Origin of the sequence: Streptomyces sp. NPDC059906 (genome assembly GCF_042730645.1) — a bacterium.
In the GTDB taxonomy this organism is placed as follows: Bacteria; Actinomycetota; Actinomycetes; order Streptomycetales; family Streptomycetaceae; genus Streptomyces; species Streptomyces rubrogriseus.
This window is the reverse complement of record NZ_JBHWKU010000020.1, coordinates 15,531-40,343: the sequence shown is the minus strand read 5'-3', so window position 1 is coordinate 40,343 and position 24,813 is coordinate 15,531. Positions and strand designations below refer to the sequence as shown.

16 protein-coding genes are annotated in these 24,813 nt (G+C 72.7%); 4 read left to right on the top strand and 12 right to left on the bottom strand.

Going from position 1 to position 24,813, the window contains the following annotated elements:
• Nucleotide 1: 1 nt before the first annotated feature.
• The 5 genes from ACFV9J_RS26925 to proB form a co-directional block, all read right to left on the bottom strand.
• Nucleotides 2–1,072 (bottom strand): hypothetical protein, encoded by a 1,071-nt coding sequence (locus tag ACFV9J_RS26925; protein ID WP_385358006.1) that lies wholly within the window; start codon nt 1,070–1,072, stop codon nt 2–4.
• Between the two features lie 86 nt (nt 1,073–1,158).
• On the bottom strand, nt 1,159–1,728 hold the full coding sequence (locus ACFV9J_RS26920; protein ID WP_385358004.1) for a hypothetical protein: 570 nt from the start codon (nt 1,726–1,728) through the stop codon (nt 1,159–1,161).
• A gap of 123 nt (nt 1,729–1,851) precedes the next feature.
• Nucleotides 1,852–3,138 (bottom strand): glutamate-5-semialdehyde dehydrogenase, encoded by a 1,287-nt coding sequence (locus ACFV9J_RS26915; protein WP_385358001.1) that lies wholly within the window; start codon nt 3,136–3,138, stop codon nt 1,852–1,854.
• Between the two features lie 73 nt (nt 3,139–3,211).
• Entirely contained in the window at nt 3,212–3,742 is a 531-nt protein-coding gene (locus ACFV9J_RS26910; RefSeq protein WP_011028437.1) for a hypothetical protein, read from the bottom strand.
• 135 nt (nt 3,743–3,877) lie between these two features.
• A complete protein-coding gene (gene proB, locus ACFV9J_RS26905) occupies nt 3,878–4,981 on the bottom strand; it encodes a glutamate 5-kinase (RefSeq protein WP_385358179.1) in 1,104 nt (367 codons plus the stop codon).
• Nucleotides 4,982–5,321: 340 nt separating this feature from the next.
• On the opposite strand from proB, the gene ACFV9J_RS26900 reads away from it, so the two are divergent.
• The 4 genes from ACFV9J_RS26900 (at nt 5,322) to ACFV9J_RS26885 (ending at nt 13,853) form a co-directional block, all read left to right on the top strand.
• Nucleotides 5,322–5,462 carry a hypothetical protein gene (locus ACFV9J_RS26900; RefSeq protein ID WP_385357998.1) on the top strand — a complete coding sequence of 47 codons (141 nt, stop codon included), beginning with the start codon at nt 5,322–5,324 and terminating at the stop codon, nt 5,460–5,462.
• Nucleotides 5,463–5,639: 177 nt separating this feature from the next.
• Nucleotides 5,640–7,748 (top strand): hypothetical protein, encoded by a 2,109-nt coding sequence (locus ACFV9J_RS26895; RefSeq protein ID WP_385357996.1) that lies wholly within the window; start codon nt 5,640–5,642, stop codon nt 7,746–7,748.
• Nucleotides 7,749–8,004: 256 nt separating this feature from the next.
• Nucleotides 8,005–10,236, top strand: a complete 2,232-nt coding sequence (locus tag ACFV9J_RS26890) for a CDP-glycerol glycerophosphotransferase family protein (protein ID WP_385357994.1) — start codon at nt 8,005–8,007, stop codon at nt 10,234–10,236.
• A 23-nt stretch (nt 10,237–10,259) separates the two neighbouring features.
• Nucleotides 10,260–13,853, top strand: coding sequence for a CDP-glycerol glycerophosphotransferase family protein (locus ACFV9J_RS26885; RefSeq protein WP_385357992.1), 3,594 nt, complete (start codon nt 10,260–10,262; stop codon nt 13,851–13,853).
• 62 nt (nt 13,854–13,915) lie between these two features.
• Here ACFV9J_RS26885 and obgE read toward each other — a convergent pair whose 3' ends face one another.
• The 7 genes from obgE to ACFV9J_RS26850 all read right to left on the bottom strand — a co-directional run bounded on the left by obgE (nt 13,916) and on the right by ACFV9J_RS26850 (nt 24,692).
• A complete protein-coding gene (gene obgE, locus ACFV9J_RS26880; protein WP_385357990.1) occupies nt 13,916–15,352 on the bottom strand; it encodes a GTPase ObgE in 1,437 nt (478 codons plus the stop codon).
• 110 nt (nt 15,353–15,462) lie between these two features.
• Nucleotides 15,463–15,717: a 50S ribosomal protein L27 gene (rpmA, locus tag ACFV9J_RS26875; RefSeq protein ID WP_003976205.1), complete on the bottom strand. Its 255-nt coding sequence runs from the start codon at nt 15,715–15,717 to the stop codon at nt 15,463–15,465.
• A 14-nt stretch (nt 15,718–15,731) separates the two neighbouring features.
• Nucleotides 15,732–16,052 (bottom strand): 50S ribosomal protein L21, encoded by a 321-nt coding sequence (gene rplU / locus ACFV9J_RS26870; RefSeq protein ID WP_003976204.1) that lies wholly within the window; start codon nt 16,050–16,052, stop codon nt 15,732–15,734.
• Nucleotides 16,053–16,250: 198 nt separating this feature from the next.
• Nucleotides 16,251–17,312 carry an iron-containing alcohol dehydrogenase family protein gene (locus ACFV9J_RS26865; RefSeq protein WP_385357986.1) on the bottom strand — a complete coding sequence of 354 codons (1,062 nt, stop codon included), beginning with the start codon at nt 17,310–17,312 and terminating at the stop codon, nt 16,251–16,253.
• Between the two features lie 133 nt (nt 17,313–17,445).
• Entirely contained in the window at nt 17,446–21,459 is a 4,014-nt protein-coding gene (locus tag ACFV9J_RS26860; RefSeq protein ID WP_385357984.1) for an Rne/Rng family ribonuclease, read from the bottom strand.
• A gap of 274 nt (nt 21,460–21,733) precedes the next feature.
• The gene (locus ACFV9J_RS26855) at nt 21,734–22,510 is read right to left on the bottom strand and encodes a TIGR03936 family radical SAM-associated protein (protein ID WP_385357981.1); all 777 of its coding nucleotides are present in this window, start codon (nt 22,508–22,510) and stop codon (nt 21,734–21,736) included.
• Nucleotides 22,511–22,742: 232 nt separating this feature from the next.
• Nucleotides 22,743–24,692, bottom strand: a complete 1,950-nt coding sequence (locus tag ACFV9J_RS26850) for a trypsin-like serine protease (RefSeq protein ID WP_385357979.1) — start codon at nt 24,690–24,692, stop codon at nt 22,743–22,745.
• Nucleotides 24,693–24,813: the final 121 nt, after the last annotated feature.

Sequence of the window (24,813 nt, the reverse complement as noted above, 5' to 3'; positions counted from 1 at the left end):
CTCACACCTTCGGCCGGGCGTTCTCCGCGAGGCTGCCGCACAGCGCCGTGGCGCTGTCCGAGGTGTACGGGTCGGTGCCGGCCGGGACGCCGGCCCCCGCCTCCTGGCCGGCCAGCAGCGGACGGAGGTGGTTCGCCGCGTCCTCGGCGCAGGACAGCGGCCCGGCCCGGACGTAGGAGGCTACGAGCCGGGTCTGGTGCAGCCGCAGGTCGTCCCGGTCGAAGCGGAAGTGCAGCTCGCGCCGGAGGGTGAACAGCGACACCTCGCCCCGGGCGTCGTCGGCCGGTCGCAGCGCGTACACCATGGTGTGGTCGGCGGTGACCTCCAGGGTGCTCGCGTCGCTCTCCACGACCCGCAGGCTCCCGTCCACCCGGATCTCCGGGTCGGCCAGCTCGGCCCGGGCCGGGTCGAAGCGGACCAGCCACCCCGTGGGGGTGTGCCGGCCGTCGGAGGCGGGTTTCTCGAAGCTCTCGTCGAACTGGCGGAGCTGGTCCGGGTCCAGCAGCACCCGCACCGAGCGCACCTCCTCGCCGCCGAGCACCTCCGGGTCGAGCGCCGAGCGGACGATGTAGTTCTTGGCGGTGGTGAGCGCGTTGAACACCTGGTCCTCGGAGAAGTGCGCCGTGCGCCGGGCGCCCGGCAGCGGGATGCCCTGGGCCGCGGTCCTGAAGTGCGCGGCGGGGCTGTGCGCGTACAGGAACGCGGCGTCGTCGGCGCCGGGCACCCGCTCCCGCGGGGCGAGCGGGACGACGGTCATCCGCACCGGCTCGGCGGCCCGCTGCCCGGTGGAGCTCTGGTAGGGGTGCCGTACGCCCATGTAGATGGCGGTGCCGAAGGCCACGGCTATCAGCAGGACGAGGATCAGCGCCTGCCGGGACAGTCCGGCCCGGCGCAGGGGCGGGCGGCGGCGTACGGCGGGCGCGTGGTCGGTGATGCGCTCCTGGGCGGAGAACTCCTGGAGCCGGGCAGCGCGCACGAACGACTCGTCGAAGACGACGGATCGGTACTCGTCCTCTCCGCCTCCGGGGCCGCCCTCGGGCGTTCCTCCGGGCGGACCGCCAAGCCCTGCCATACCTTCAGAGTGGGTCTGCGGAAGGTCGCGTAAACGCGCCGCCACAGGTCAAGTTGGGACAGCTTGCCGGCCCCCCGGAGGGCAGCTCAGGGGCTGCGCGGGATCACCGAGACGGCCGGCTGGGAGTAGTCGGCGGAGGCCGAGGGGGTCGCGGTGCCGCCCTGCTCCGGGCGGGTGGAGGCGGGGGGCGGGACCTGCTGCGTGCCGCCGCCCGAGGACGCGCCCCGGTAGACGGCCACGAAGGCCAGTGCGACCATGCCGATGCCCATCGCGAGGGCGAGCAGCCAGGCGACGGGACGGTGCCAGCGGACCTGCTTGCCGTAGGCCGCGGGAGCGCCGTAGGGGCGGTCGAGGAGGTCGCGGTCGTCGTCCGGGTCGTCGAGGTCGGGATCATGGCCGAAATCGCCGTACCCGTCGTCGTAGCGATCGGCTCTGCTGCGGCCTCGGCGGGCGGCCTCCGCCTCGGTGGCCTCGGCTCTGGCCTGCGCGGCGGCCAGGAGGCGCTCGACGGCGGTCGGCTCGTGCACCGCGGCCGCCCGTACGAAGGCCTCGTCGAAGACCACGGAGGCGAACTCTTCGTCCGACACCCCGCGGTCGTGGTCGTCGTCGGGCTCCCTGCCGTCCGGGAACGGCGTGCCCCCCACGTCCTCCGGCACGGCTCCAGAGTAGACCTGGGAGGTCGTTTTGGGCAGACGGCGGGGAAATTCATCCGGTGGGTGAGATGCCCCGATCGGTACGCCCGCGGCCCTCCCCCGGGGCGCCCGCGGCCGCGCCCGCCGTCAGCGCCGCACGTGCCCGTCGCCGGTGACGATGTACTTCGTGCTGGTCAGCTCCGGCAGCCCCATGGGGCCCCGGGCGTGCAGCTTCTGCGTGGAGATGCCGATCTCGGCGCCGAAGCCGAACTGGCCGCCGTCGGTGAAGCGGGTGGAGGTGTTCACCGCGACGGTGGTGGAGTCGACCAGTTGGGTGAAGCGCCGGGCGGCCTGCTGCGAGGTGGTCACGATGGCCTCGGTGTGGCCGGAGGTCCACAGCCGGATGTGCTCGACGGCCCGGTCCAGGGAGTCCACGACGGCGGCCGCGATGTCGTACGACAGGTACTCGGTCTCCCAGTCCTCGGGGGTCGCCTCGACGACGTTCGCGCCGGAGTCCTTGGCGTGGGCCATCACCCGCTCGTCGGCGTGCACGGTGACCCCGGCCTCCGCGAGTGCGGCCAGCGCGCGGGGCAGGAACTCGGCGGCGACGTCCTGGTGCACCAGGAGGGTCTCGGCGGCGTTGCAGACGCCGACGCGCTGGGCCTTGGAGTTGATCAGGATGTCGACGGCCATGTCGAGGTCGGCGTGCGCGTCGACGTACACGTGGCAGTTGCCGGTGCCGGTCTCGATGACGGGGACGGTGGACTCCTGGACGACCGTGCTGATCAGCGAGGCGCCGCCGCGCGGGATGAGCACGTCGACCAGGCCGCGGGCCCGCATCAGCTCGCGCACGCTCTCCCGGCTCTCGCCGGGCACCAGCTGCACGGCGTCGGCGGGCAGCCCGGCCCCGCCCACGGCGTCGCGGACCACCCGGACCAGGGCGGTGTTCGACCGGTAGGCGGAGGAGGAGCCGCGCAGCAGCACCGCGTTGCCGGACTTCAGGCACAGGGCGGCGGCGTCGACCGTCACGTTCGGCCGGCCCTCGTAGATGATGCCGACCACGCCGAGCGGCACCCTGACCTGGCGCAGGTCGATGCCGTTGGGGAGGGTGGAGCCGCGCACGACCTCGCCGACCGGGTCGGGCAGCGCGGCCACGTCGCGCACGTCGGAGGCGATGGCGCGGACCCGCTCCGGGGTCAGGGTGAGCCGGTCGACGATGGCCTCGCTGGTCCCGGCGGCGCGGGCCTTGGCCACGTCCTGGGCGTTGGCCTCGACGATCTCGCTCGTACGGACCTCCAGCGCGTCCGCGACGGCGAGCAGCGCGTCGTCCTTGGCGGCCCGCGGCAGCGGCGCGAGGTCGGCCGCGGCGGACTTGGCCCGGTAGGCGGCCCGGGTGACGGGTGACATCGAGTCGTACGGCGAGAGCGTGGTCATGGGGGGAAGGGTAGTGCGCGCGCTCCGGGCGGCCACCTGCCGTCCCATCCCGCGAGATAAGCCGGGAGAGGGGTCAAAACGGGTGAACGCCGACCGGCGTCGCGGGTGCCGGGCCGTACCCCGCGGCGATGCGCTGGTGGTAGGTGGCCCGGTCGATGACCTCCAGGCCGACGATCTCCCAGGGCGGCAGCCCCGCGGTCTGCCGGTGCTCGCCCCACAGGCGCAGGGCGACGGCGGCGGCGTCGTGCAGGTCGCGGGCCTCCTCCCAGTACCGGATCTCCGCGTGGTCGTCGGCGTACCGGCTGGTCAGCAGGAAGGGGTGGTCGTGCGCGAGCTGTTCGAGCGCCCGGCGCACCTCGGTGAGCGGGGCGCGGGCGCCGGAGACGCTGAGTGTGACGTGCCACAGGCGCGGGGTGTGCTCGGGCTCCTCGCCGTGGAACCGGTCGCCGGCGGCGACACTGGTCAGGGCGCGCTCCTCGCCGCCCGCCCGGTTCGCGCCCCGGGCGCCGCCGGGGCGGGCGCCCGTGCCGCCGCGGGCGCCCGCACCACCGCGGGAGGCGGTACCACCGCGGGGCGCCGCCGTCCCAGGGCGTACTCCGCTCACGACGGCCTCCTTCACGCACACGGCTCGGCCCGGTGGTCGGCCGGACTTGTCCCTGAGGAAAGTTGAGCAGGCCGCACGAGATCGCGGGGCGGTTTTGCGGAACGTCCACCACCGATTCGGGGACGTTTCGACCTATTACGGGTGCAGGATCACCAGATCGTCCCTGTGTACGACCTCGCGTTCGTACGCGGGTCCGAGTTCGCGCGCCAGTTCCCGGGTGGAGCGGCCGATCAGCCGGGGCATCTCCTTGGCGTCGAAGTTGACCAGCCCGCGGGCCACCGCCCGGCCCGTGCCGTCCCGCAGCTCCACCGGGTCGCCCGCGGCGAAGTCGCCCTCGACGCCCGCGATCCCGGCCGGCAGCAGCGACTTGCGGCCCTCGACGACCGCGCGCACCGCCCCGTCGTCGAGGACGAGCGCGCCCTGTGGGGCGGAGGCGTGCTGGAGCCACAGCAGCCGGTCGGCGGAGCGCCTGCCGGTGGCGTGGAAGTACGTGCCGGTGTCGCCGCCGGCCAGGGCGTCGGCCGCGTGGACGGCGCTGGTCAGCACCACGGGGATGCCGGCGGCGGCGGCGATCCGGGCCGCCTCGACCTTGGTGACCATGCCGCCGGTGCCGACTCCGGCCTTGCCCGCGCTGCCGATGTCGACGCCCGCGAGGTCGGCCATGTCCCGCACCTCGGCCAGCCGGGAGGTGCCGGGCCTGCTCGGGTCGCCGTCGTAGACGCCGTCCACGTCGGACAGCAGCACCAGGAGGTCGGCGCGGACCAGGTGGGCGACGAGGGCGGCGAGGCGGTCGTTGTCACCGAAGCGGATCTCGTCGGTGGCGACGGTGTCGTTCTCGTTGACGATCGGGAAGGCGCCCATCGCCAGCAGCTTGTCCAGGGTGCGGGAGGCGTTGCGGTGGTGGGCGCGGCGGCTCATGTCGTCACTGGTCAGCAGGACCTGGCCGACGCGGACGCCGTAGCGGGCGAAGGAGGCGGTGTAGCGGGCGACCAGCAGGCCCTGGCCGACGCTGGCGGCGGCCTGCTGGCGGGCCAGGTCCGTCGGGCGGCGGCGCAGGCCGAGGGGGGCGAGCCCGGCGGCGATGGCGCCGGAGGAGACGAGGACGACCTCCTTGTCGGCACCGCGCACCTTGGCGAGCACGTCGACGAGCGCGTCGACCCGGTCGGCGTCCAGGCCGCCCGCGGCGGTGGTCAGCGAGGAGGAACCGACCTTGACCACGATCCTGCGGGCCTCGCCCACGGCCTGCCTTGCCCCTGCCACGGCCCCGTCCGCCTCTCCCGTCGACACGCGCCGATCCCTGCGCCCGCCAGGCAATCTACGCGAAGGGAAAGGCCCACCGCACCGGAGTTCACGCTGCGGACAACAGCCACGCCCCCGCCCTCGTCCCGCCACCTCTCCACCACCCCCTCGCCACGCCCCTCGACGCCCCTGCCGCATCCCCACCGCACCCCTCCACGCCCCTCCCCCAACCCCGCCGCATCCCCGCCCGCACCCTCGCCGCATCTTCGCCGCGCCCCGCCGCATCCCCGCCGCACCTTCGCCGCGCCCCGCCGCACCCCTGGCACGGCCCTCTACGTCCATGCCACATCCCGGGCCCGCCTCCGCGCCGCCCTGGGGCCTCCTCGCCGCGGCCCGCCGCATTCCCGCCACGGCCCCCTACGCCCATGCCGCGCCCGCCACCGCCACGCCCCTCCACGTCCCCGCCGTACCGCAGACGTGACGCCACCGCGCTCCCGCCATGGCCCAACCGCATCCCCGGCCGGTCCGCGCCGCGCGTCCCGTCGTGGTCCGTGCCGCGTCCCGGCCCCCGGTGCCGTCCGTTTCCCCGCCGTGCCGGAGAGTCGGCGCAACACGCGCGTGTCGTCGGGCGGTCACCGCGCGTTAACCCGGTTGTCCGATGCGCGACGAGCCTGGAGCTACCGCAGTGCCCCTATCCCTGCCCCGCCGCCGTCTCCCCCGCCCGCCCGGGCGGCGGATCGCCGTGAAGCTGCTGGTCCTGGCCGTGCTGGCGGCCGCCTTCGCCGCACAGGCGGTGGGCGCCCTGATGCCGCACCTGCCGCTGCTGCTCGCGGCGAGCGCCGGTTCACTGGCCGCCGAGGGGGTGCTGTACCGGTGGCAGCGGGGCATGGTGTCGCTGTTCGCCAAGTCGCACGCCGATGTCACGGTCCGGCACGTGCTGCGCGACCTGCTGCTCGTGGTGGGTCTGCTGCGCCTGGGCGAACAGCACCGGGAGGGCGTCTACGCGCCGCTCGTCGCCGGGCTGCTCGTCCTCTACGCCCTGCACTGGTCGATCCAGGCGGTGTCCGTCCTGGTCCGGCGCACCCGGACGCTGCCCGTGGTGACGCGGAACATCGACGCCTCCGCGCTGCGGCTGACCCCGGCGCCCCCGGCGCTGCTGCGCCGCCCGGGACCCCGGCTGGCGGTCTTCGGGCTGCCCGCGACGGCCGGGCTGCTGGCGACGGCGGCGACCGACGCGCCGGTGTACGGGGTAACCGGGCTCGCGCTGTCGCTGGGGGCGGCGCTGACCGGCCTGGGCGCGCTGCTGCTGCGGCTGCTGCCGGGGCGCAGGCCCGCCGGTGAGCAGGAGGTGCTCGACTGGTTCGACGCCTGGCTCGCCCGGTACCGGCCGACGGTCGGCCTGTACTTCTCGGGCGGGGCGTCCTCGGCGTACCAGGCGAACATGTGGCTGGAGCCGCTGGCCGGGCTGGAGGGGCGGCCGGTGATCGTGCTGCGGGAGCGGCACATGGTGCAGCGGATCGCGGCGACCGACATCCCGGTGGTGTGCCTGCCGAAGGTGTCCACGCTGATGCGCCTGGAGCACTCGACGCTCCGTGTCCTCCTCCACCCGTCCAACTCCGGCAAGACCTCGCAGGTCCTGCGCATCCCGACGATCAAGCACGCCTTCGTCAACCACGGGGAGAGCGACAAGCTGTCCTCGTGCAACCCGTACGCGAAGGCGTACGACGAGGTGTGGGTGGCGGGCCCCGCGGCACGCGAGCGGTACGCGCTGGCGGAGGTGGGCGTCGAGGACAAGGACGTGGTGGAGATCGGCCGCCCGCAGCTGGACGCCGTACGGCCGTACGCGGGGCCGCCCGCGCCGGGGGCGTTCACGACCGTCCTGTACGCGCCGACCTGGGAGGGCTGGGACGGCAATCCCGGCAACACCTCGGTGGTCGAGGCCGGGGAGAACCTGGTGCGGGCGCTGCTCGCCGACCCGGGCGTACGGCTGCTGTACAAGCCGCATCCGCTGACGGGGTCGGTGGACCCGCGGGCCCGGGCCGCCGATCTGCGCATCCGGGAGCTGGTGCGGGCGGCGAACCGGGAGCGGGGCGGTCCGCGTCCCGACGCGTCGGCGGCCACCGCCCTGGCCCGGCGTGCGGCGGAGCTGGACCGGCTCACCGCGGCCGGCTTCCGGCCGGCGGCGGACCAGGCGGAGCGGATGCTGCGGCAGCCGGCGCCGGAGGCCGGGCGGGCGGCGGCCGTACGGCGGGCCGAGGCCGCGTGGGAGGAGGCGTACTGGGCGTCGCTGCCGGTGTGGGAGCACCAGGTCGTCACGGACGCCCGGCCGCCGCTGTACGCCTGCTTCAACCGGGCCGACCTGCTGATCAGCGACGTGTCGAGCGTGATCAGCGACTTCCTGGCGAGCGGCAAGCCGTACGCGGTGGCCAACACCAGCGCGCTGGCCGAGGACGTGTTCCGCAAGTCGTTCCCCACGGTGGCGGCGGCGACCGTGCTGGAGCCGGACGCGTCCGGGGTACCGGCTCTGCTGGCGGCGGTGCGCCGTCCGGAGCGGGACGAACTCGCCCAGGAGCGTGCCGCGTTGGCCCTGCGTCTGCTGGGCCCGGCCGAGCCGCCGTCCCGGGAGCGCTTCGCCGGTGCGGTGCGGGCCCTGTGCGCGGCGGCCGGCGAACACCGTATCCGCAGGGCCGAGCGCCTCGCCGCGGACGTCTCCGTCCCTGGTCCCCGACTGGGAACCGACACGAGCGCGCTGCGCGAGCGGCGTTGAGGGCAGGCCGGTCGTCCGGGCGGACGGGCCCGGACGGACGGTCAGGAGTAGACCGGCGGATCCAGGGAACATGAGAAGAACTTGAAACCACCCTGTGGGCGTTCTGGGCACATGTGTGGATACTCATAAGAGCTGTTGGGGCAAGATCGGGCATACCCCTCCAACAGGACCGTTACGCTTGGCCGCAAATCACAGACTCTCCCGCTACGGTACGCGGCAACACACGGACAGCTTCCCCTTCGAACAGGTTGCAGGAATGCCCAGGTTCTCCCTCATCGTCCCGGTGCACAAGGTGCAGGGCTATCTGCCCGAATGCCTCGATTCGGTGCTCGGACAGGACTACGTGGATTTCGAGATCATCGCGGTCGACGACTTCTCACCGGACGGTTCGGGGGCCATTCTCGATGAATACGCGCAACACGACGCGCGTATCCAGGTGACACATCTCACGGAGAATGTGGGGCTGGGCCGTGCCCGGAACGTCGGGTTGGAAAAGGCCCAGGGCGACTACGTTCTGTTCCTGGACAGCGACGACACCCTGTCCGAGGGTGCGCTCACGGCGATAGCGGACCGTCTCGACGCGACGGACGACCCCGAGGTGCTCGTCTACGACTACGCCCGCACCTACTGGAACGGCAAGGTCAACCGCAATCAGTTGGCGGACCTGCTCGCACACACCGGCCCGGACGTCTTCTCCCTCGCCGACCGTCCGCAACTGCTGGACCTGCTCCAGATCGTCTGGAACAAGGCGTACCGGCGGGACTTCATCGCCCGCACCGGGCTCACCTTCCCGCCCGGCTACTACGAGGACGCGCCCTGGACGTTCGGTTCCCTGATCAGCGCCGAGCGGATCGCCGTGCTGGACCGGGTCTGCGTCTACTACCGGCAGCGGCGTGAGGGCGGCAACATCCTCAAGACGGTCAGCCGCAAGCACTTCGACGTCTTCGACCAGTACCGGCGGGTCTTCGAATACGTCGACGCGCACGAGGAACTCACCGAGTGGCGCGGCCCGTTGTTCCGCAAGATGGCCGACCACTACCTGACCGTCCTGGAGCGTCCGGGCCGGCTGCCGCGGGAGGCGCGGGCGGAGTTCTTCCACCGCGCCGCGGCCGACTACCGCGCCCGCGTGCCGAAGGGCTTCACCCGGCCGGGCGGCGGCCGCGGTTACAAGTACGCGATGCTGGAGCGCGACGCATACGCCACCCTGGTGAGCGCCCTCGCCGCGGTGAAGGTGCGCCGGCGGGTCAAGAAGAGCGTCCGCACCGCGGTCAACCGGTCCAAGCGCGGCGCGATGCGCGCCCTCTACCAGTCGCAGCGCGCACTTCCGCTCGACGACAACCTGGTGCTGTTCTCCGCCTACTGGAGCCGCGGCGTCTCGTGCAACCCGGCCGCCATCGACGCCGAACTGGCCCGGCGGGCCCCGCATCTGCGCCGTGTCTGGGCGGTCCGCGCCGAGCACGCGGACCAGGTGCCCGAGGGCGTACCGGTGGTGCGCGTGGGCTCGCGCGAGTACTGGTCGGCGGTGGCCCGCGCCAAGTACCTCGTGAACAACGTGAACTTCGCGGACTCCGTGGACAAGCGCGAGGGTCAGATCCACGTCCAGACCCACCACGGCACCCCGCTGAAGACCATGGGCCTGGACCAGCAGAAGTACCCGGCCTCCACGGACATGGACTTCGAGAAGCTCCTGGAGCGGTGCGACCGCTGGGACTACAGCCTCAGCTCCAACCAGTTCTCGACCGTGATCTGGGAGCGGGTCTACCCCTGCTCCTACACCACCCTGGAGACCGGCTACCCGCGCAACGACATCCTCGTCAACGCCACGGCCGAGGACGTGCGCGCGGCCCGCGCCGAGCTGGGGCTGGCCGACGGTGTCAAGGCGTTCCTGTACATGCCTACGCACCGTGAGCACCAACCGGGTTTCGTCCCGCCGGTGCACCTGGCCCGGTTCGCCCGCGAACTCGGTCCGGACGTGACGCTGCTGGTGCGCGGCCACTACTTCTACGGCGACTCCCCGCACATCGCCGAGCTGCGCCGCACCGGCCGCATCGTGGACGTCTCCGGCTACGCCCGGGTGGAAGACCTGTACCTCGCGGCCGACGCCCTGATCACGGACTACTCCTCGGCGATGTTCGACTACGCGGTGCTGGACCGCCCGATCATCAGCTACGCCCCCGACTGGGACGTCTACTCCGCGGTACGCGGCACCTACTTCGACCTGCTCCAGGAACCGCCCGGCGAAGTGGCCACCACGCAGGCGGAGCTGCTGGCGCTGCTCGCCTCCGGGACGTACGACAACCCGGAGGCGACCAAGCGCCGGGACGGCTTCCGCAGGCGCTTCTGCGAATTCGACGACGGCCACGCGGCCGAGCGGGTCGTACGACGAGTCTTCCTGGGCGAGGAGAGCCTGCTGCCCGTCGTCCCGTTCGACGACCGTTCCCACGCCCCGACACCCATCCAGGCGCTCGAACCTGTCGAGCGGGCCTGACCACGGAAGGAACCGCACCCAGTATGGCCCCTCGGCTCAGTGTCATCGTCCCGATCTACAACGTGGAGCGGTATCTCCCCGCCTGCCTGGACTCCTTGGCCGCGCAGACCTTCCGCGACATCGAGGTACTGATGGTGGACGACGGTTCACCGGACGATTCGGCCTCGATCGCCGCCGCATACGAGACCCGCGACCCCCGTTTCAAACTGATCCGCAAGGAGAACGCCGGCCTCGGCGCGGCGCGCAACACGGGAATGACGCGGCTGGCGCCCGAGTCGGAGTACGTCGCCTTCGTGGACAGCGACGACATGATCCCGCCGAACGCCTACCGGCTCATGGTGGACAGTCTCGACGAGAGCGGCTCGGAATTCGTCACGGGCAACGTCCAGCACATCAACAGCACCAAGATCTGGCAGTCCCCCATGCACCGCATCCTCGCCGGCGGTGCGGTCAGGCGGACGCACATATCGCGGAACAAGAAGCTGCTGACCGACCGAATAGCCTGCAACAAGGTGTTCCGCCGCTCGTTCTGGGAGAAGCACGACCTCTCCTTCCCGGAAGGCGTACTGTACGAGGACGTCCCGGTGATCCTTCCGGCGCAATTCCTCGCCGAAGCCGTGGACATCATCAGCGAGCCCACGTACTACTGGCGACTGCGCGAGGGCGAGGCCGCCCCCTCCATCACCCAGCGCCGGACCGAGCCGAAGGCCGTGCGGGACCGTGCGGCGGCGGTGGAGTCCGTCAGCCGGTTCTTCGCCTCCCAGCCCGGCGAGACGAGCGCCGAGCTGAAGAACGCGTACGACACCACCGCCCTCACCGGTGACCTCCGGATCTTCCTGAACGTCCTGCCGGACGGTGACGCGGAGTTCCGCGCCGAGTTCCTGCGCGTGATCAACAACTACCTGGACCAGGTCGACCCGCGCGTGGTCATGGAGCTCCCGGCGACCGCCCGCGTCAAGTGGCTGCTCGTCCGCAGACACGCGCTGGACGAGCTCGTGGACCTGCTCCGGGCGGAACGGCGCGGTGACGCCGTGAAGATCACCGGCTTCCACCGCAAGTACGTCGACTACCCCGGTCTGGGAACGGCCGCCACCCGCCTGCCGAAGAAGGCGCGCCGTATCGATCCCGACCTCAAGCTCCACGCCCCCCTCCAGGACATCCGCTGGGAGGACGGACGGCTGCGGTTGGCCGGACACGCGTGGATCGACCAGATCGACCAGGCCAACCGGCGCAGCGCGGCCAAGGTCCTCGTGTTGAAGAAGGACGGCTCCCGCAGGGCCACGATTCTGCCGCTGCGCAACACTTACGTCCCGGAGGCCACGTCGCTGTCCGGCCGCAAGCACACCAACTACGACTGGTCGGGCTGGGAGACGGACCTCGACCCCCGCAAGCTCCGCAGGGGCTCCCACTGGGAGGAGGGCACCTGGCGGGTCGGCATCGGCATCGCCACCGCCGGACTCCTGCGCAAGCGCGCGGTCCAGGTGAAGGGCCCGACGTGGGCCAACCACCCGCCCTACCAGTGGCTGGACGACGACTTCCGGCTGCTGCCGACGCCGGTCAACGGAGCGCTGCGGCTGACCGTCGAGCGGGTACGCGCGCTGATCACGGGCCACCGGGCGGTCGGCGCGGACATCGAGATCGACGGCGAGATCCGCGTGCCGCTGGACGCGGGAGAGAGTGTCTCGCTGCGCGTCACCAACAAGAAGAGCGGCGAGCGGCTGCACTACCCGGTCACGCTGAGCGCGGCCGACGGCGCGCACACCCCGTTCACGGTGCGGGTGCCGATGCGGGACGTCGCCCTGCTGCCGGAGCACCAGGACGTAGTGAAGGAGGAGAACGCCGCCGGCGGTGCCGACCCCGCGGCGGCCTCCCGGCGCAACTGGAGCACCCAACTGGTGGCGGTGGCCGCCGACGGGGGCGAGCGCCGTTTCTCGACCGTGGTCCGTGAGGGGCTCGCGGACGGGGAGATGCGGCTGCCGGCGTCCCTCGCGGAGAACGCCGACCGCAACGAGATAGCCCTGGTCTCGGGACACAACGGCTACCTGAAGTTCTCCGGCCGCCCCCTCCAGGCGAAGATCACGTCGGTGCGCTGGACCGGGGACCGCTATGTCGTCGAGGGCGTGAGTGCCGCCGACATCGACGGGGCGGACTTCGTCGTGAAGGCCCGGGACCGGTTCGACGAGAAGACCGTGGCCCTGCGGACCTCACCGGACGGTTCGTTCGGCGCCGAGTTCACCCCGGCGTCCATGTCCGGTCCCGACGGAACGCTGCCGCTCAAGAGCGGGCGCTGGAACTTCTTCCTGCGCACCCCCGACGACCACGACATCCCGTTCCTCGTCGACCGGCTCGCCGTGGACGGCTTCCCGGTGCTCGGCGCCGCGAAGGACCGGGAGTACGAGTTCGAGTCCCGTTGGTACAACTTCCCGCAGCTGCACTGCCCGTCCGACCTGTCCGTCCTGGAGCGCGGTGCCTACCGTCAGGAGCGGCTGCGCAAGGACGTGTACGAAGCGGGGCGGACCCAGCCGCTGCGGGACGCGGTGCTGTTCATCAGCTACAACGGCAAGCAGTACTCGGACTCGCCGCGCGCGATGCACGAGGAGCTGCTGCGCCGGGGGGCCGACCTGGAGTACCTGTGGCTGGTCCGGGACGGTCAGGTGGACCTGCCCGACACCGCGCGCAAGGTGCGTTTCTGGAGCACCGAGTGGTACGAGGCGCTGGCCCGCTGCCGCTACATCGTCACCAACGCGCACCTGCCGCACTGGATGGAGCGCCGTCCGGGGCAGGTGATCGTGCAGACGTGGCACGGCACCATGCTGAAGAAGATCGGCCTGGACATCGAGGCGCCGAAGTTCGACCCCCAGTACCACGAGCGGCTGATCCAGGAGGCCCGCAACTGGACGATGCTGGTCTCCTCCAACCGCTTCAGCACGCCGATCCTCAAGCGCGCCATGGGCTTCGACGGAAAGATCATCGAGACCGGGTACCCGCGCAACGACTACCTCTACGCGCCGGACCTCGCCGAGCGTGCCCGGGAGATCAAGGAGCGGCTCGGCGTGCCCTCCGACAAGCGGGTGATCCTCTACGCGCCGACCTGGCGGGACGACCTCTCGCACCGGCGGGGGCAGTTCAAGTTCGACCTGCGCATCGACGTCGAGGACGCCCGCGCGCGGCTGGGTGACGACCACGTGCTGCTGATCCGCCGGCACTCCAACGTCGTGGACAGCATTCCCGGCGCGGGCAACGGCTTCGTGCACGACGTCTCGGAGTACCCGGACATCGCGGATCTGTATCTCGCCGCCGACGTGCTGGTGACGGACTACTCCTCGGTGATGTTCGACTACGCGCACCTGAAGCGGCCCATGCTGTTCTTCACGTACGACCTGGAGCACTACCGGGACAAGCTGCGGGGCTTCTACTTCGACTTCGAGAACGACGCGCCGGGTCCGCTGATCCGCACCTCGGAAGAGCTGGTGAGCGCGCTGGGCGACCTGGACAAGGTGTCGGCCCAGTACGCGGACCGCTACCGGCGCTTCCAGGAGCTGTTCTGCGAGCTCGACGACGGCAGGGCCGCGGCACGCGTCGTGGACCTGATGCTGGAGCAGGCGCAGGAGGTCTGACGCCCGCTGCCGCGAAGGGGGCAGGCGCCCGGCACTCAGCCCGGTCGCCTGCCCGAAGCCGTCTAGAACGGCTCGAAGCCGTCGAACTCCTGCTGGGCCTCGTCCCGTTCGGCGTCCCGGTCGCGGCGGCGCTGGGCGGCCGGGCGGGGTGCCTCGAAGCGGTGGTCCTCGCCGCGGCGGCCGAGCATCTCGGCGCCCGCCGTGACCGAGGGCTCCCAGTCGAAGACGACCGCGTTGTCCTCGGGGCCGATGGCGACGCCGTCGCCGTTGCGGGCGCCCGCCTTCATCAGCTTGTCCTCGACACCGAGGCGGTTGAGCCGGTCGGAGAGGTAGCCGACGGCCTCGTCGTTGTTGAAGTCGGTCTGGCGCACCCAGCGTTCGGGCTTCTCGCCGCGCACCCGGAACAGGCCGTCCTCCTCGCGGGTGACGGTGAAGCCCGCATCGTCCACGGCCTTGGGCCGGATGACGATCCGCGTGGCCTCCTCCTTCGGCCGGGCCGCCCGCGCCGCGGCGACCAGCTCGGCGAGCGCGAAGGACAGCTCCCGGAGACCCATGTGGGCCACGGCCGACACCTCGAAGACCCGGTAGCCGCGCGCCTGAAGGTCCGGCCGGACCATCTCGGCGAGGTCCTTGCCGTCGGGCACGTCGATCTTGTTGAGGACGACGATCCGCGGCCGGTTGTCCAGGCCGCCGTACTCGCTCAGCTCCGCCTCGATGACGTCCAGGTCGGAGAGCGGGTCGCGCTCGGACTCCAGCGTCGCCGTGTCCAGGACGTGCACCAGCACGCTGCACCGCTCCACGTGCCGCAGGAACTCCAGGCCCAGGCCCTTGCCCTGGCTGGCACCGGGGATGAGACCGGGGACGTCGGCGACGGTGTACACGGTCTCGCCCGCCGTCACCACGCCCAGGTTGGGGACGAGCGTCGTGAAGGGGTAGTCGGCGATCTTCGGCTTGGCCGCGCTCAGCACGGAGATCAGCGAGGACTTGCCGGCGCTCGGGTAGCCGACCAGCGCCACGTCGGCGACGGTCTTCAGCTCCAGCTGGACGTCCTGGAGGTCGCCGGGCTCACCGAGCAGCGCGAAACCGGGCGCCTTGCGCCGCGCCGAGGCCAGCGCCGCGTTGCCGAGGCCGCCCCGGCCGCCCTGCGCGGCGACGTAGGAGGTGCCGTGGCCGACCAGGTCGGCGAGCACGTTGCCCGCGCCGTCGAGGACCACGGTGCCGTCGGGCACGGGCAGGACCAGGTCCTGGCCGTCCTTGCCGGAGCGGTTGCCGCCCTCGCCGGGCTTGCCGCCCGTGGCCTTGCGGTGCGGGGAGTGGTGGTAGTCGAGGAGCGTGGTCACCGACTGGTCCACGGTGAGGATCACGTCGCCGCCCCGGCCGCCGTTGCCGCCGTCCGGGCCGCCGAGCGGCTTGAACTTCTCACGGTGGACGGAGGCACAGCCGTGGCCTCCGTTACCCGCGGCGACGTGCAGTTCGACGCGGTCCACGAAGGTGGTCATGGGATGTGCCTCCAGTTACTGCCTACTGCGGGGATGTCTCTTGGGTAACACGCGAAAGGCGGACCCGCTTCCCCTCGGGGAAGTGAGGCCCGCCTCGCGAAAGTGTCCGGTCAGGCGACCGGGACGATGTTCACGACCTTGCGGCCGCGGTGGGTGCCGAACTGCACCGCACCGGCCTGCAGCGCGAACAGCGTGTCGTCGCCACCGCGGCCGACGCCGGCGCCCGGGTGGAAGTGGGTGCCACGCTGGCGGACCAGGATCTCACCCGCGTTGACGGCCTGACCGCCGAAGCGCTTCACGCCGAGCCGCTGGGCATTCGAGTCGCGACCGTTCCGGGTGGACGATGCGCCCTTCTTGTGTGCCATGTCTCCTCAGTCCCTTACTTCGCAGCCGCGGGGATCTCAGTGACCTTGATCGCCGTGTACTGCTGGCGGTGGCCCTGACGACGGCGGTAGCCGGTCTTGTTCTTGTAGCGCAGAATGTCGATCTTCTGGCCCTTGTGGTGGTCCACGATCTCGGCCTGGACCTTGATGCCGGCCAGCACCCACGGGTCGCTGGTCACAGCGTCGCCGTCGACGACGAGCAGGGTCGAGAGCTCGACCGTGTCGCCGACCTTGCCGGTGGAAATCTTGTCAACCTCAACGATGTCGCCGACAGCAACCTTGTGCTGGCGACCACCGCTGCGCACGATGGCGTACACGCGGATCTCACTCTCTCGCTCGGAACGGCACCCCCGCAGTCCAGCCACCCGGTGACACACGGACAGCCTCTCCCGGCCGGGGCCACGAGGGCCCGCACCCGGAAGGAAAGAGGTTTACGGGGATGTGACGCGTCAGTCGACACGCCGACGGTCAAGATTACGGGGCCGCACGACAGGGGTCAAACCGGGCCCTCGGCGTCAACCGGAGACGGCCGCGACGTACTCGGCGTACGCCTCCGCCGCCCGCGCGGGCGTCAGGTCGAGGTGCTCCAGGATCGTGTACCGGCCGGGCCGGGTCTGCGGCGCGAACTCCACGGCCCGCACGAACTCCTCGTCGCCGAACCCGATCTCCCGGGCCACCACCGGCAGCCCGTGCCGGCGCAGCGTGTCCGCCATCAGCAGGGAGCCCTCCCGGTCGCCGCGCAGGTACGTCGCGAAGGCCGCGCCGATGCCCACCTGCTCGCCGTGGCTGGCCGCGCGCCGGGGGTACAGCAGGTCGAGGGCGTGGCTGATCTCGTGGCAGGCGCCGGACGAGGGACGGGTGTGCCCGGCGATGGTCATGGCGATGCCGGACAGCACCAGGCCCTCGGTCAGCACGGTCAGGAACCCGTCGTCGCCGCAGCCGCCGGGGTGGCGCAGCACGGCCTCGCCGGCCTGCCGGGCGAGGGCGGCGGCGAGGCCGTCGACCTTCTCGCCGTTCACCCGGTGGGCCAGTTCCCAGTCGGCGACCGCGGAGACGTTGGAGACGGCGTCGCCGATCCCGGAGCGCACGAACCGGATCGGTGCCTCGCGGATCACCGCGAGGTCGACGACGAGCGCGATGGGCGTGGGCACGCCGTAGGAACCGCGGCCCGCGTCGTTGTCGAGGATGGAGACCGGCGAGCAGATGCCGTCGTGGGACAGGTTGGTGGCCACGGCGACCATGGGCAGGCCCACGCGGGCCGCGGCGAACTTGGCGCAGTCGATGACCTTGCCGCCGCCGAGACCGACGACCGCGTCGTAGCGCCCCGACTTCATGCCGTCGGCCAGCCGCACCGCGTCGTCGATCGTGCCGCCGCCGACCTCGAACCAGTCGGCGCCGGGCAGCGACGGCTCCAGCCGCCGGCGCAGCCGCGCCCCCGAGCCGTCGGAGATCGCCACGGCCAGCTTCCCGGACTGCGAGATCCGCTGGTCCGCCAGAACGCTCGCCAGGTCGTCCAGGGCGCCCGGCCGGACGTCCACGACGAGCGGCGAGGGGATGAGCCTCGTCAGTACCGGCACGTGGTCTCCTCTCCGCGCCGGGGCCGACCCGGCTGTCACTGATGATGCGCCCGACGGGGGCCGGGGAAACGTGTGGCCCCGTTCGCACGGAATCCGGGCGGACGGGGCCACATGCTGTGCGACAGGTGCCGGATCAGCCCTCGTCGGTGGCGGCCGTGACCGACGACGGTGCCTGCTGGGCGGCCGCCGCGGTCTTCTTCGACGCCGTCTTCTTGGCCGTGGCCTTCTTGGCGGTCGTCGTCTTGGCCGCCTTCTTGGCGGTGGCCTTCTTCGCGGTCGTCGTCTTCTTGGCCGCGGTCTTCTTGGTGGCGGCCTTCTTCGCCGTCGCCTTCTTGGCCGTCTTGCGGGCCGCCGCCTTCTTGGCCGGGGCGGCCTCCTCGGCCTCGGCCTGCGGTGCCTCCTCCTCCGTCGCGGCCGACGGGACGACCGTGACGGCCGCCTCCTCGGTGGACGTGGTGGGCTTGCGCACCGCCCGGCGCCGCGGACGGGCCGGGGCGGCGCTCTCGGCCGGCTCGGCGGCGGCCGGGACCGCCTCCGGTGCCTGCTCGGGCTCCGGCGCGGACTGCTCGGACACCGTGGTGGTGGTCTCCGGGACCGTCAGCACGGCGGCCTCGGCGCCCTCGGGCGAACCGGCCGGCGCGGACACCTTCCGGGTGGCCCGGCGGCGGGTACGGCCCTTGGGCGCGGCCTCCTCCGACCCGGGCGCCGGGGCGCCGGAGAACGCGTCCTCGACGGCTGCGGGCTCGGCCAGCACCTCGGCGGCGGGCTCGCGCCGCACGGGACGCTCGACCTCCTCCTTCACCGTGACGTCCTGCGCGGTGGGTGCCTCGGCGGGCGCGACCTCGGCCTTCGCGGCGTCGCTCTTCGTCGCCTCGCTCTTCGTCGCCTCGCCCTTCGCGGCCTTGGGCGCACCCGCCGGAGCGGACGCCCGACGGCTCGCGCGACGCCGGCCGCGACCGCGCGTGGCGGCGGCCTCGGCCTCGGCGGCGCTGCTGTACAGCTCCTCGTCCGCGCTGAAGTCGGGCGCCGGGAGGGCGACCGGCTCGGCCACCTCCGCGGCGACCTCCGCCTCGGACTCGGCGTCCGCCTCCTGCTCGGGCGTCGGGCCGGTCTCGACCCCGGCGACCGTCTCGTGGTCGTGCTCGTGCGGCTGCTCGGCACCGGCCCGCGCCCGCTTGCGGCGCTTGCCCCCGCCACCGCCGCCGGCCGACGACGGCTGGTCGAGGTGGACGATGACACCGCGGCCGTTGCAGTGCACGCAGGTCTCCGAGAAGGACTCCAGCAGGCCCTGGCCGACCCGCTTGCGGGTCATCTGGACCAGACCCAGCGAGGTCACCTCGGCGACCTGGTGCTTGGTCCGGTCCCGGCCCAGGCACTCCAGCAGGCGCCGCAGCACCAGGTCCCGGTTGGACTCGAGCACCATGTCGATGAAGTCGATGACGATGATGCCGCCGAGGTCGCGCAGCCTGAGCTGGCGCACGATCTCCTCGGCCGCCTCCAGGTTGTTCCTGGTGACCGTCTCCTCGAGGTTGCCGCCCTGACCGGTGAACTTGCCGGTGTTGACGTCGACGACGACCATCGCCTCGGTCCGGTCGATCACCAGCGAACCGCCGCTGGGCAGCCAGACCTTGCGGTCCAGCGCCTTGGCCAGCTGCTCGTCGATCCGGTACGTGGCGAAGACGTCGACCTCGCTGGTCCACTTGGACAGCCGCTCGGCGAGGTCCGGCGCCACGTGGGACACGTAGCCGTGGATGGTCTGCCAGGCGTCGTCGCCGCTGACGACGACCTTGGAGAAGTCCTCGTTGAAGATGTCGCGCACGACCCGGACGGTCATGTCCGGCTCGCCGTAGAGCAGCGAGGGCGCGTTCGAGCTGCCGCCGCTCTTCGCCTTCTTCTGGATGTCCTCCCACTGCGCCTGGAGCCGCTCGACGTCGCGGCGCAGCTCGTCCTCGCTGGCGCCCTCGGCGGCGGTGCGCACGATGACGCCCGCGTCCTCCGGGACGATCTTCTTCAGGATCGACTTCAGCCGGGACCGCTCGGTGTCGGGCAGCTTGCGGCTGATACCGGTCATCGAGCCCTCGGGCACGTAGACCAGGTAGCGGCCGGGCAGCGAGACCTGGCTGGTCAGGCGGGCGCCCTTGTGACCGATCGGGTCCTTGGTGACCTGCACCAGGACCGGCTGGCCGGACTTGAGCGCGGACTCGATGCGGCGCGGGCCGTTCGCCATGCCCAGCGCCTCGAAGTTGACCTCACCGGCGTACAGGACTGCGTTGCGGCCCTTGCCGATGTCGATGAAGGCGGCCTCCATCGACGGCAGCACGTTCTGCACCTTGCCGAGGTAGACGTTGCCGACGTACGAGGTGGCCTGCTCCTTGTTGACGTAGTGCTCGACGAGCACCCCGTCCTCCAGGACGCCGATCTGGGTGCGCTCGCCGTGCTGGCGGACGACCATGACGCGCTCGACGGCCTCGCGGCGGGCCAGGAACTCGGCCTCGGTGATGATCGGCACGCGCCGGCGGCCCTGCTCGCGGCCCTCGCGGCGGCGCTGCTTCTTGGCCTCCAGACGGGTCGAGCCCTTGATGGACTGCACCTCGTCGGACGGCTCGCTCTTCTCCCGCGCCGGCCGCGGCTCGCGCACCTTGACCACGGTGCGCTCGGGGTCGTCGGTGGCGGAGTCGGCCTCGCCCGAGCCGTCCCCGGCCCGGCGGCGACGGCGACGACGGCGCCGGCTGCTGCTGGAACCGCCGCTCTCGCCGGCGGCCTCCTCGCTCTCCTCGGCGTCCTCGTCCGCCTGCTCGGCGGTGTCCGATCCAACCTGATCGGCTCGGTCGGCGGCGGTGTGCTCGCCCTCGCCGTCGCTCAGGTCGCCGTCGGCGGAGTCGCCCCGGCGACGGCGACGGCCGCCCCGGCGACGACGGCGGCGCGAACCGGACTCCTCGTAGCCGTCGGCGTCGTCGTGCTCGTCGCCCGACTCGTCGGCGTCGGCCTCGGACCCGGCCTCGGTCTCGGTCTCGGCGGGGCTCTGAGCCTGGGCCCGGGCCGCGGGCTCGTCCTCGGTGACGGCGGACGCGGCCCGCTCCTCGGCGGCCTCCTCGGCGGCGGCACCCCGGCGCTTGCGACGGCGGCGGGAGGCGGCGGACTGCTCCTCCGGAGCGGCCTCCACGCTCTCCTCGGCCGGCTTCGCCGTCTCGGCACCGGCCGCCTCGGCGGCGGCCTCGGCCGCGGCCCGCTCGGGCGTCTGGAACTGCGGCTCGGCGAACACGGGCGCCTGGAACACGGCGACCGCGGGACGCGACGGGCGCTTGGGCGCCTCCCCCTCGTCGGACGCCGCGGCGGCGGTCTGCGCCGGGGCGGCGAAACCGGTGGCGGCCTTGCGGGTGGACCGGCGGCGCGCACGACGCGGCGCGGCGTCCTCACCGGACTCGGCGGCCTTGGCGGGCGCGGCGCTCTCCGCGGCCTTCGCGGGCTCGGGGGCCGCGGCGGGCTTGGCGGGCTCGGGGGCCGCGGCGGCCTCGGACTCGCCCGCTTCGGCCGGGGCGGACACGCGGCGCGTGGCACGACGGCGGGTGCGGCCCTTGGGCGCGGCGCTCTCCGCCTCGGCCTCGGTCCCCGCTTCCTCCGTCTCGGCTTCCTCCGTCTCGGCCTCGACGGGCTCCGGGGCCACGGCGGCCGCAGGCTCGCTGACGGGCTGCCCGGCAGCCGTCGGCTCGGCGGCCGAGGTCACACTGCGCGTGGCACGACGGCGGGTACGCCCCTTGGGCGCGGCACTCTCGGTGGCCGCGACGGGCTCCGTGGTCTCCTCGGCCGGCACCGGCGTCTCGGCGGCGGGGGCCGCGGACACGACGGTCTCGGCCGCCTCCGCGGCCTCGGGCGCCCCGGCGGGCGCGGAGGCACGACGTACGGCACGGCGCCGCGACCGGGCGGGAGCCGCGGGCTCCGGCGCCGGCTCGGGAGCCTCGGCCACCTCGGCGGGGGCCGGCCCGGCCGGCGCGACGGTCTCCGCCGGCGCCTCGGAACCGCCGGACGGCGGACCCGCCGGGCGGGAAGCGGCCCTGCGCCGACGGCGCGGCGGCAGGGTGTCGCTGGGGGTGTTCGACTCGGAGTCCGTCGGGGTCGAGGACTCGGTGGATTCGGTCGGTTCGAGCATGCGGGGGTTTCTCCCGTCAGGCTCCCGGGCGCCGCGCCTGGTCCGGCATCGACATGTCGACCGCCGGTGACGTCCGCGGCTCGCGCGATGCGCGGTCGCCGCCGTCCGGGGCGCGGGCGCCGCTCGGAAGCTCATCCGTGTCTTGTCTCGCCGGTTCCGTACCCCTTGTCGTGCACGGCCTGGCGAAAGTCTTGTGGTCGGTGCGCTGCCCGACCCAGGTGGCTCCCGAGTTCGAGGGCGGCGCTACGACGTCCGTCCCTACGCGGAACCTTCCTTACGCCGGCGCCTTCGCGGCGGCGGAAGCGGCGGCCGGATGCGGCTCGGGCGCTTCTGCCTCGCGGTCGGGCGCGAGCGGGTCGGTCACCGCACCGGTCTCTTCATCGAACAGCCCCTGCGCCAGCCTGGTCACCGCTGCGGGGACCGGCGGCGCCAGGTCGGCCACGGCGCGAAGACCGGACAGGACGTCGTCGGGTCGTACGGCAGGCGTCACGTGCCGAACAACCAGCCGCAGTATCGCACAGGGCCGGTCGCTGGGCCTATCAGCCGGTGAACCGTGCGTGGTGACGCTCTCCAGATGCGCGACGGCGGAGCGGGTGTCGAAGGTGCGGACGCCGTTCTTCGTACGGCGCTGCACCTCCACCACCGGGGCCGCGTCGAAGGCCGCGACGGCCCTCTCCGCCTCGGCGGGCTCCACACCCTCCAGCCGCAGCTCCCACACGGAGGCCGTCAGCCGGTCGGCGAGCCCGGAGGTCCGGGCCTCGACCGCGTCGACGACGTCGAGCCCGGCGGGCAGCGACTCGTCGAGGAGCAGCCTCAGCCGCTCCGGATCGCGCGCTTCGGTGAGCGCGATCTCCAGGTACTCCGCCTCACTGCCCGTGCCGGTGGGTGCGGCATTGGCGTACGACACCTTCGGGTGCGGGGTGAACCCCGCCGAGTACGCCATCGGCACCTCGGCGCGGCGCAGCGCACGCTCGAAGGCGCGCTGGAAGTCACGGTGGCTGGTGAACCGGAGGCGGCCGCGCTTGGTGTAGCGCAGTCGAATGCGCTGCACCGCGGGAACGGGCGGCGGGCCTACGGGCTGTCGCTTGCCCAGGGGAACTTCTCCTTGTGTACGGCCGGCGGGACGGGCATCACCCTCACCTCGACGGGGGCGTGGCGCCCGGCCCTCTCCTCTAGAGTACGCGTTCCGGCCGCTGCGGGTTCCCGCCGGTACACGAACCGCCACGACGGGACGCCGTCCGGCGTCCGACCGTCGTGGCGGTTCGGTTCAGGGCAGGCGTCGCTCAGGCGAGGTCGCTCCGCGACCAGGTCCAGCTGCCGCCGTCGCCGCTGTCCCACACCTTCACCGGCTTGGCGAAGCCGGCACCCGTGCTGCTCAGCGTCCACAGGCCGGTGCGGTTGCCGGTACCGTCCGCCCGCGCACCGTAGTCGTACAGCACACCGACGTCACCGCGGCCGTCACCGTCGAAATCGCCCGCGACCGGCTTCGACCTGCTCCAGGACCAGCTGCCGCTGACCGCGCTGTCCCACGCCACGACCGGCTTGGCGAAACCGGAACCCGTGCTCCGCAGCGTCCACAGCGTCGTGCGGTTCCCGCCGCCGTCCGCGCGTACGCCGTTGTCGTACAGCACGCCGACGTCACCGCGGCCGTCACCGTCGAAGTCGCCGGAGACCAGCTCGGAGCTGCTCCAGGTCCAGCTGCCCGCGCCGTCGCCGCTGTCCCAGACCTTCACCGGCTTGGCGAAGCCGGCACCCGTGCTCCTGAGCGTCCACAGGCCGGTGCGGTTGCCGGTGCCGTCCGCCCGCGCACCGTAGTCGTACAGCACACCGACGTCACCGCGGCCGTCGCCGTCGAAGTCACCGGAGACCGGCTTCGACTTGTCCCCGGACCAGCTGCCGCTGACCGCGCTGTCCCACGCCATGACCGGCTTGGCGAAACCGGAACCCGTGCTCCGCAGCGTCCACAGCGTCGTGCGGTTCCCGCCGCCGTCCGTGCGAGCGCCGTTGTCGTACAGCACGCCGACGTCGTCGCGGCCGTCACCGTCGAAGTCACCGACGACCGGTTCGGAGCGGCTCCACGTCCAACTGCCGCCGTCCAGGCTGTCCCACACCCTCACCGGCTCGGCGAAGCCGGCACCGGTGTTGGTGAACGTCCACAGCGCGGTGCGGTTGCCGGTGCCGTCCGGTCGCGCGCCGTTGTCGTAGAGCACGCCGATGTCGCTGCGGCCGTCGCCGTCGAAGTCACCGGCGAACGTCTTCGAGCGGCTCGCGTTCCAGCTGCCGAAGTCCGCGCTGTCCCACCGGCGCTGCGGCGCGGCGAAGCCGGACTCCCCGCTGGTCAGCGACCAGATCGTGGTGCCGAAGCCCCCGCTCGTGGTGGCGCCGTTGTCGTAGAGCACGCCCACGTCGCTGCGGCCGTCACCGTTGAAGTCGGCCCTCGGGGTGGACCGGGCGGTGGCGGTGATCCAGTCCCGGACGTCGTCGACGCGCGTGCTGACCGCACTGGCGGCGGTCCCCTCCGGGGCCTCGTTGCCGAAGCAGCCCACCTGGTTGGAGCGGCTGCTGACCGCGACCAGCGCGAGCGTGCCGTCCACCGTGCCCACGGCGGGACCACCGGCGTCGCCCTGGCAGACCGACGCGCCGTTCTTCCCGGCGAGGGTGAGGTCGCCGCCGTCGACGGCGGTGACGGCGAACGTCCCGGTGTGCCTTTCGAGCGGCACCCACTCGCTCGCCGTGCGGCCGTGTCCCGCGACGGTCAGTTCCTGTCCGGCGGCGGGCGCGGTGGCGGCCACCGGAACGGGCGCCACACCCCGCACGGGCTGCGCGAGACGGGCCAGCACGAGGTCGCGCTCACCGTGCGGACGGAGCTCCACCACGGTGCGGGCCTGGCCGTCGCCCACGGTCGCGACGGTCTTCAGCGGGGGCGGCCCGGCCGGCAGCGAGAGGTCGGAGGCGGGGTTGTCGACGAAGCAACTGGCCGCCGTGAGCACCCACTCGGGGGTGACCAGCGAGCCCGAGCAGCCCCGCTGGTGGTCGCCGACCACGAGCCGGGCGGTGAAGCCGTAGTCGGCCCCGCCGTCGGGCTGACCGACCACCGCGTGCGTCGGAGCGGCGGCCAGGAACAGCAGCGGCGCCACGCCGAGCAGCGCCGCGGCCCTGACCCCGGCGACACGCCGGGATGCGCCCCGTCTGAGGCGGTTCGGAGGTGTAACGATCTTGCCACGTGCGTTCATCGCAGTCCTAGGGATCGTCCGGCCTTGCGGGCTGAAGGCTGCGGTCCGCCGACTGCTTTTCACTTGTCGAAGGGCACCCGGATCCGCCGAAACGCACAGTCCGTCCACCCCAGGTTCACAA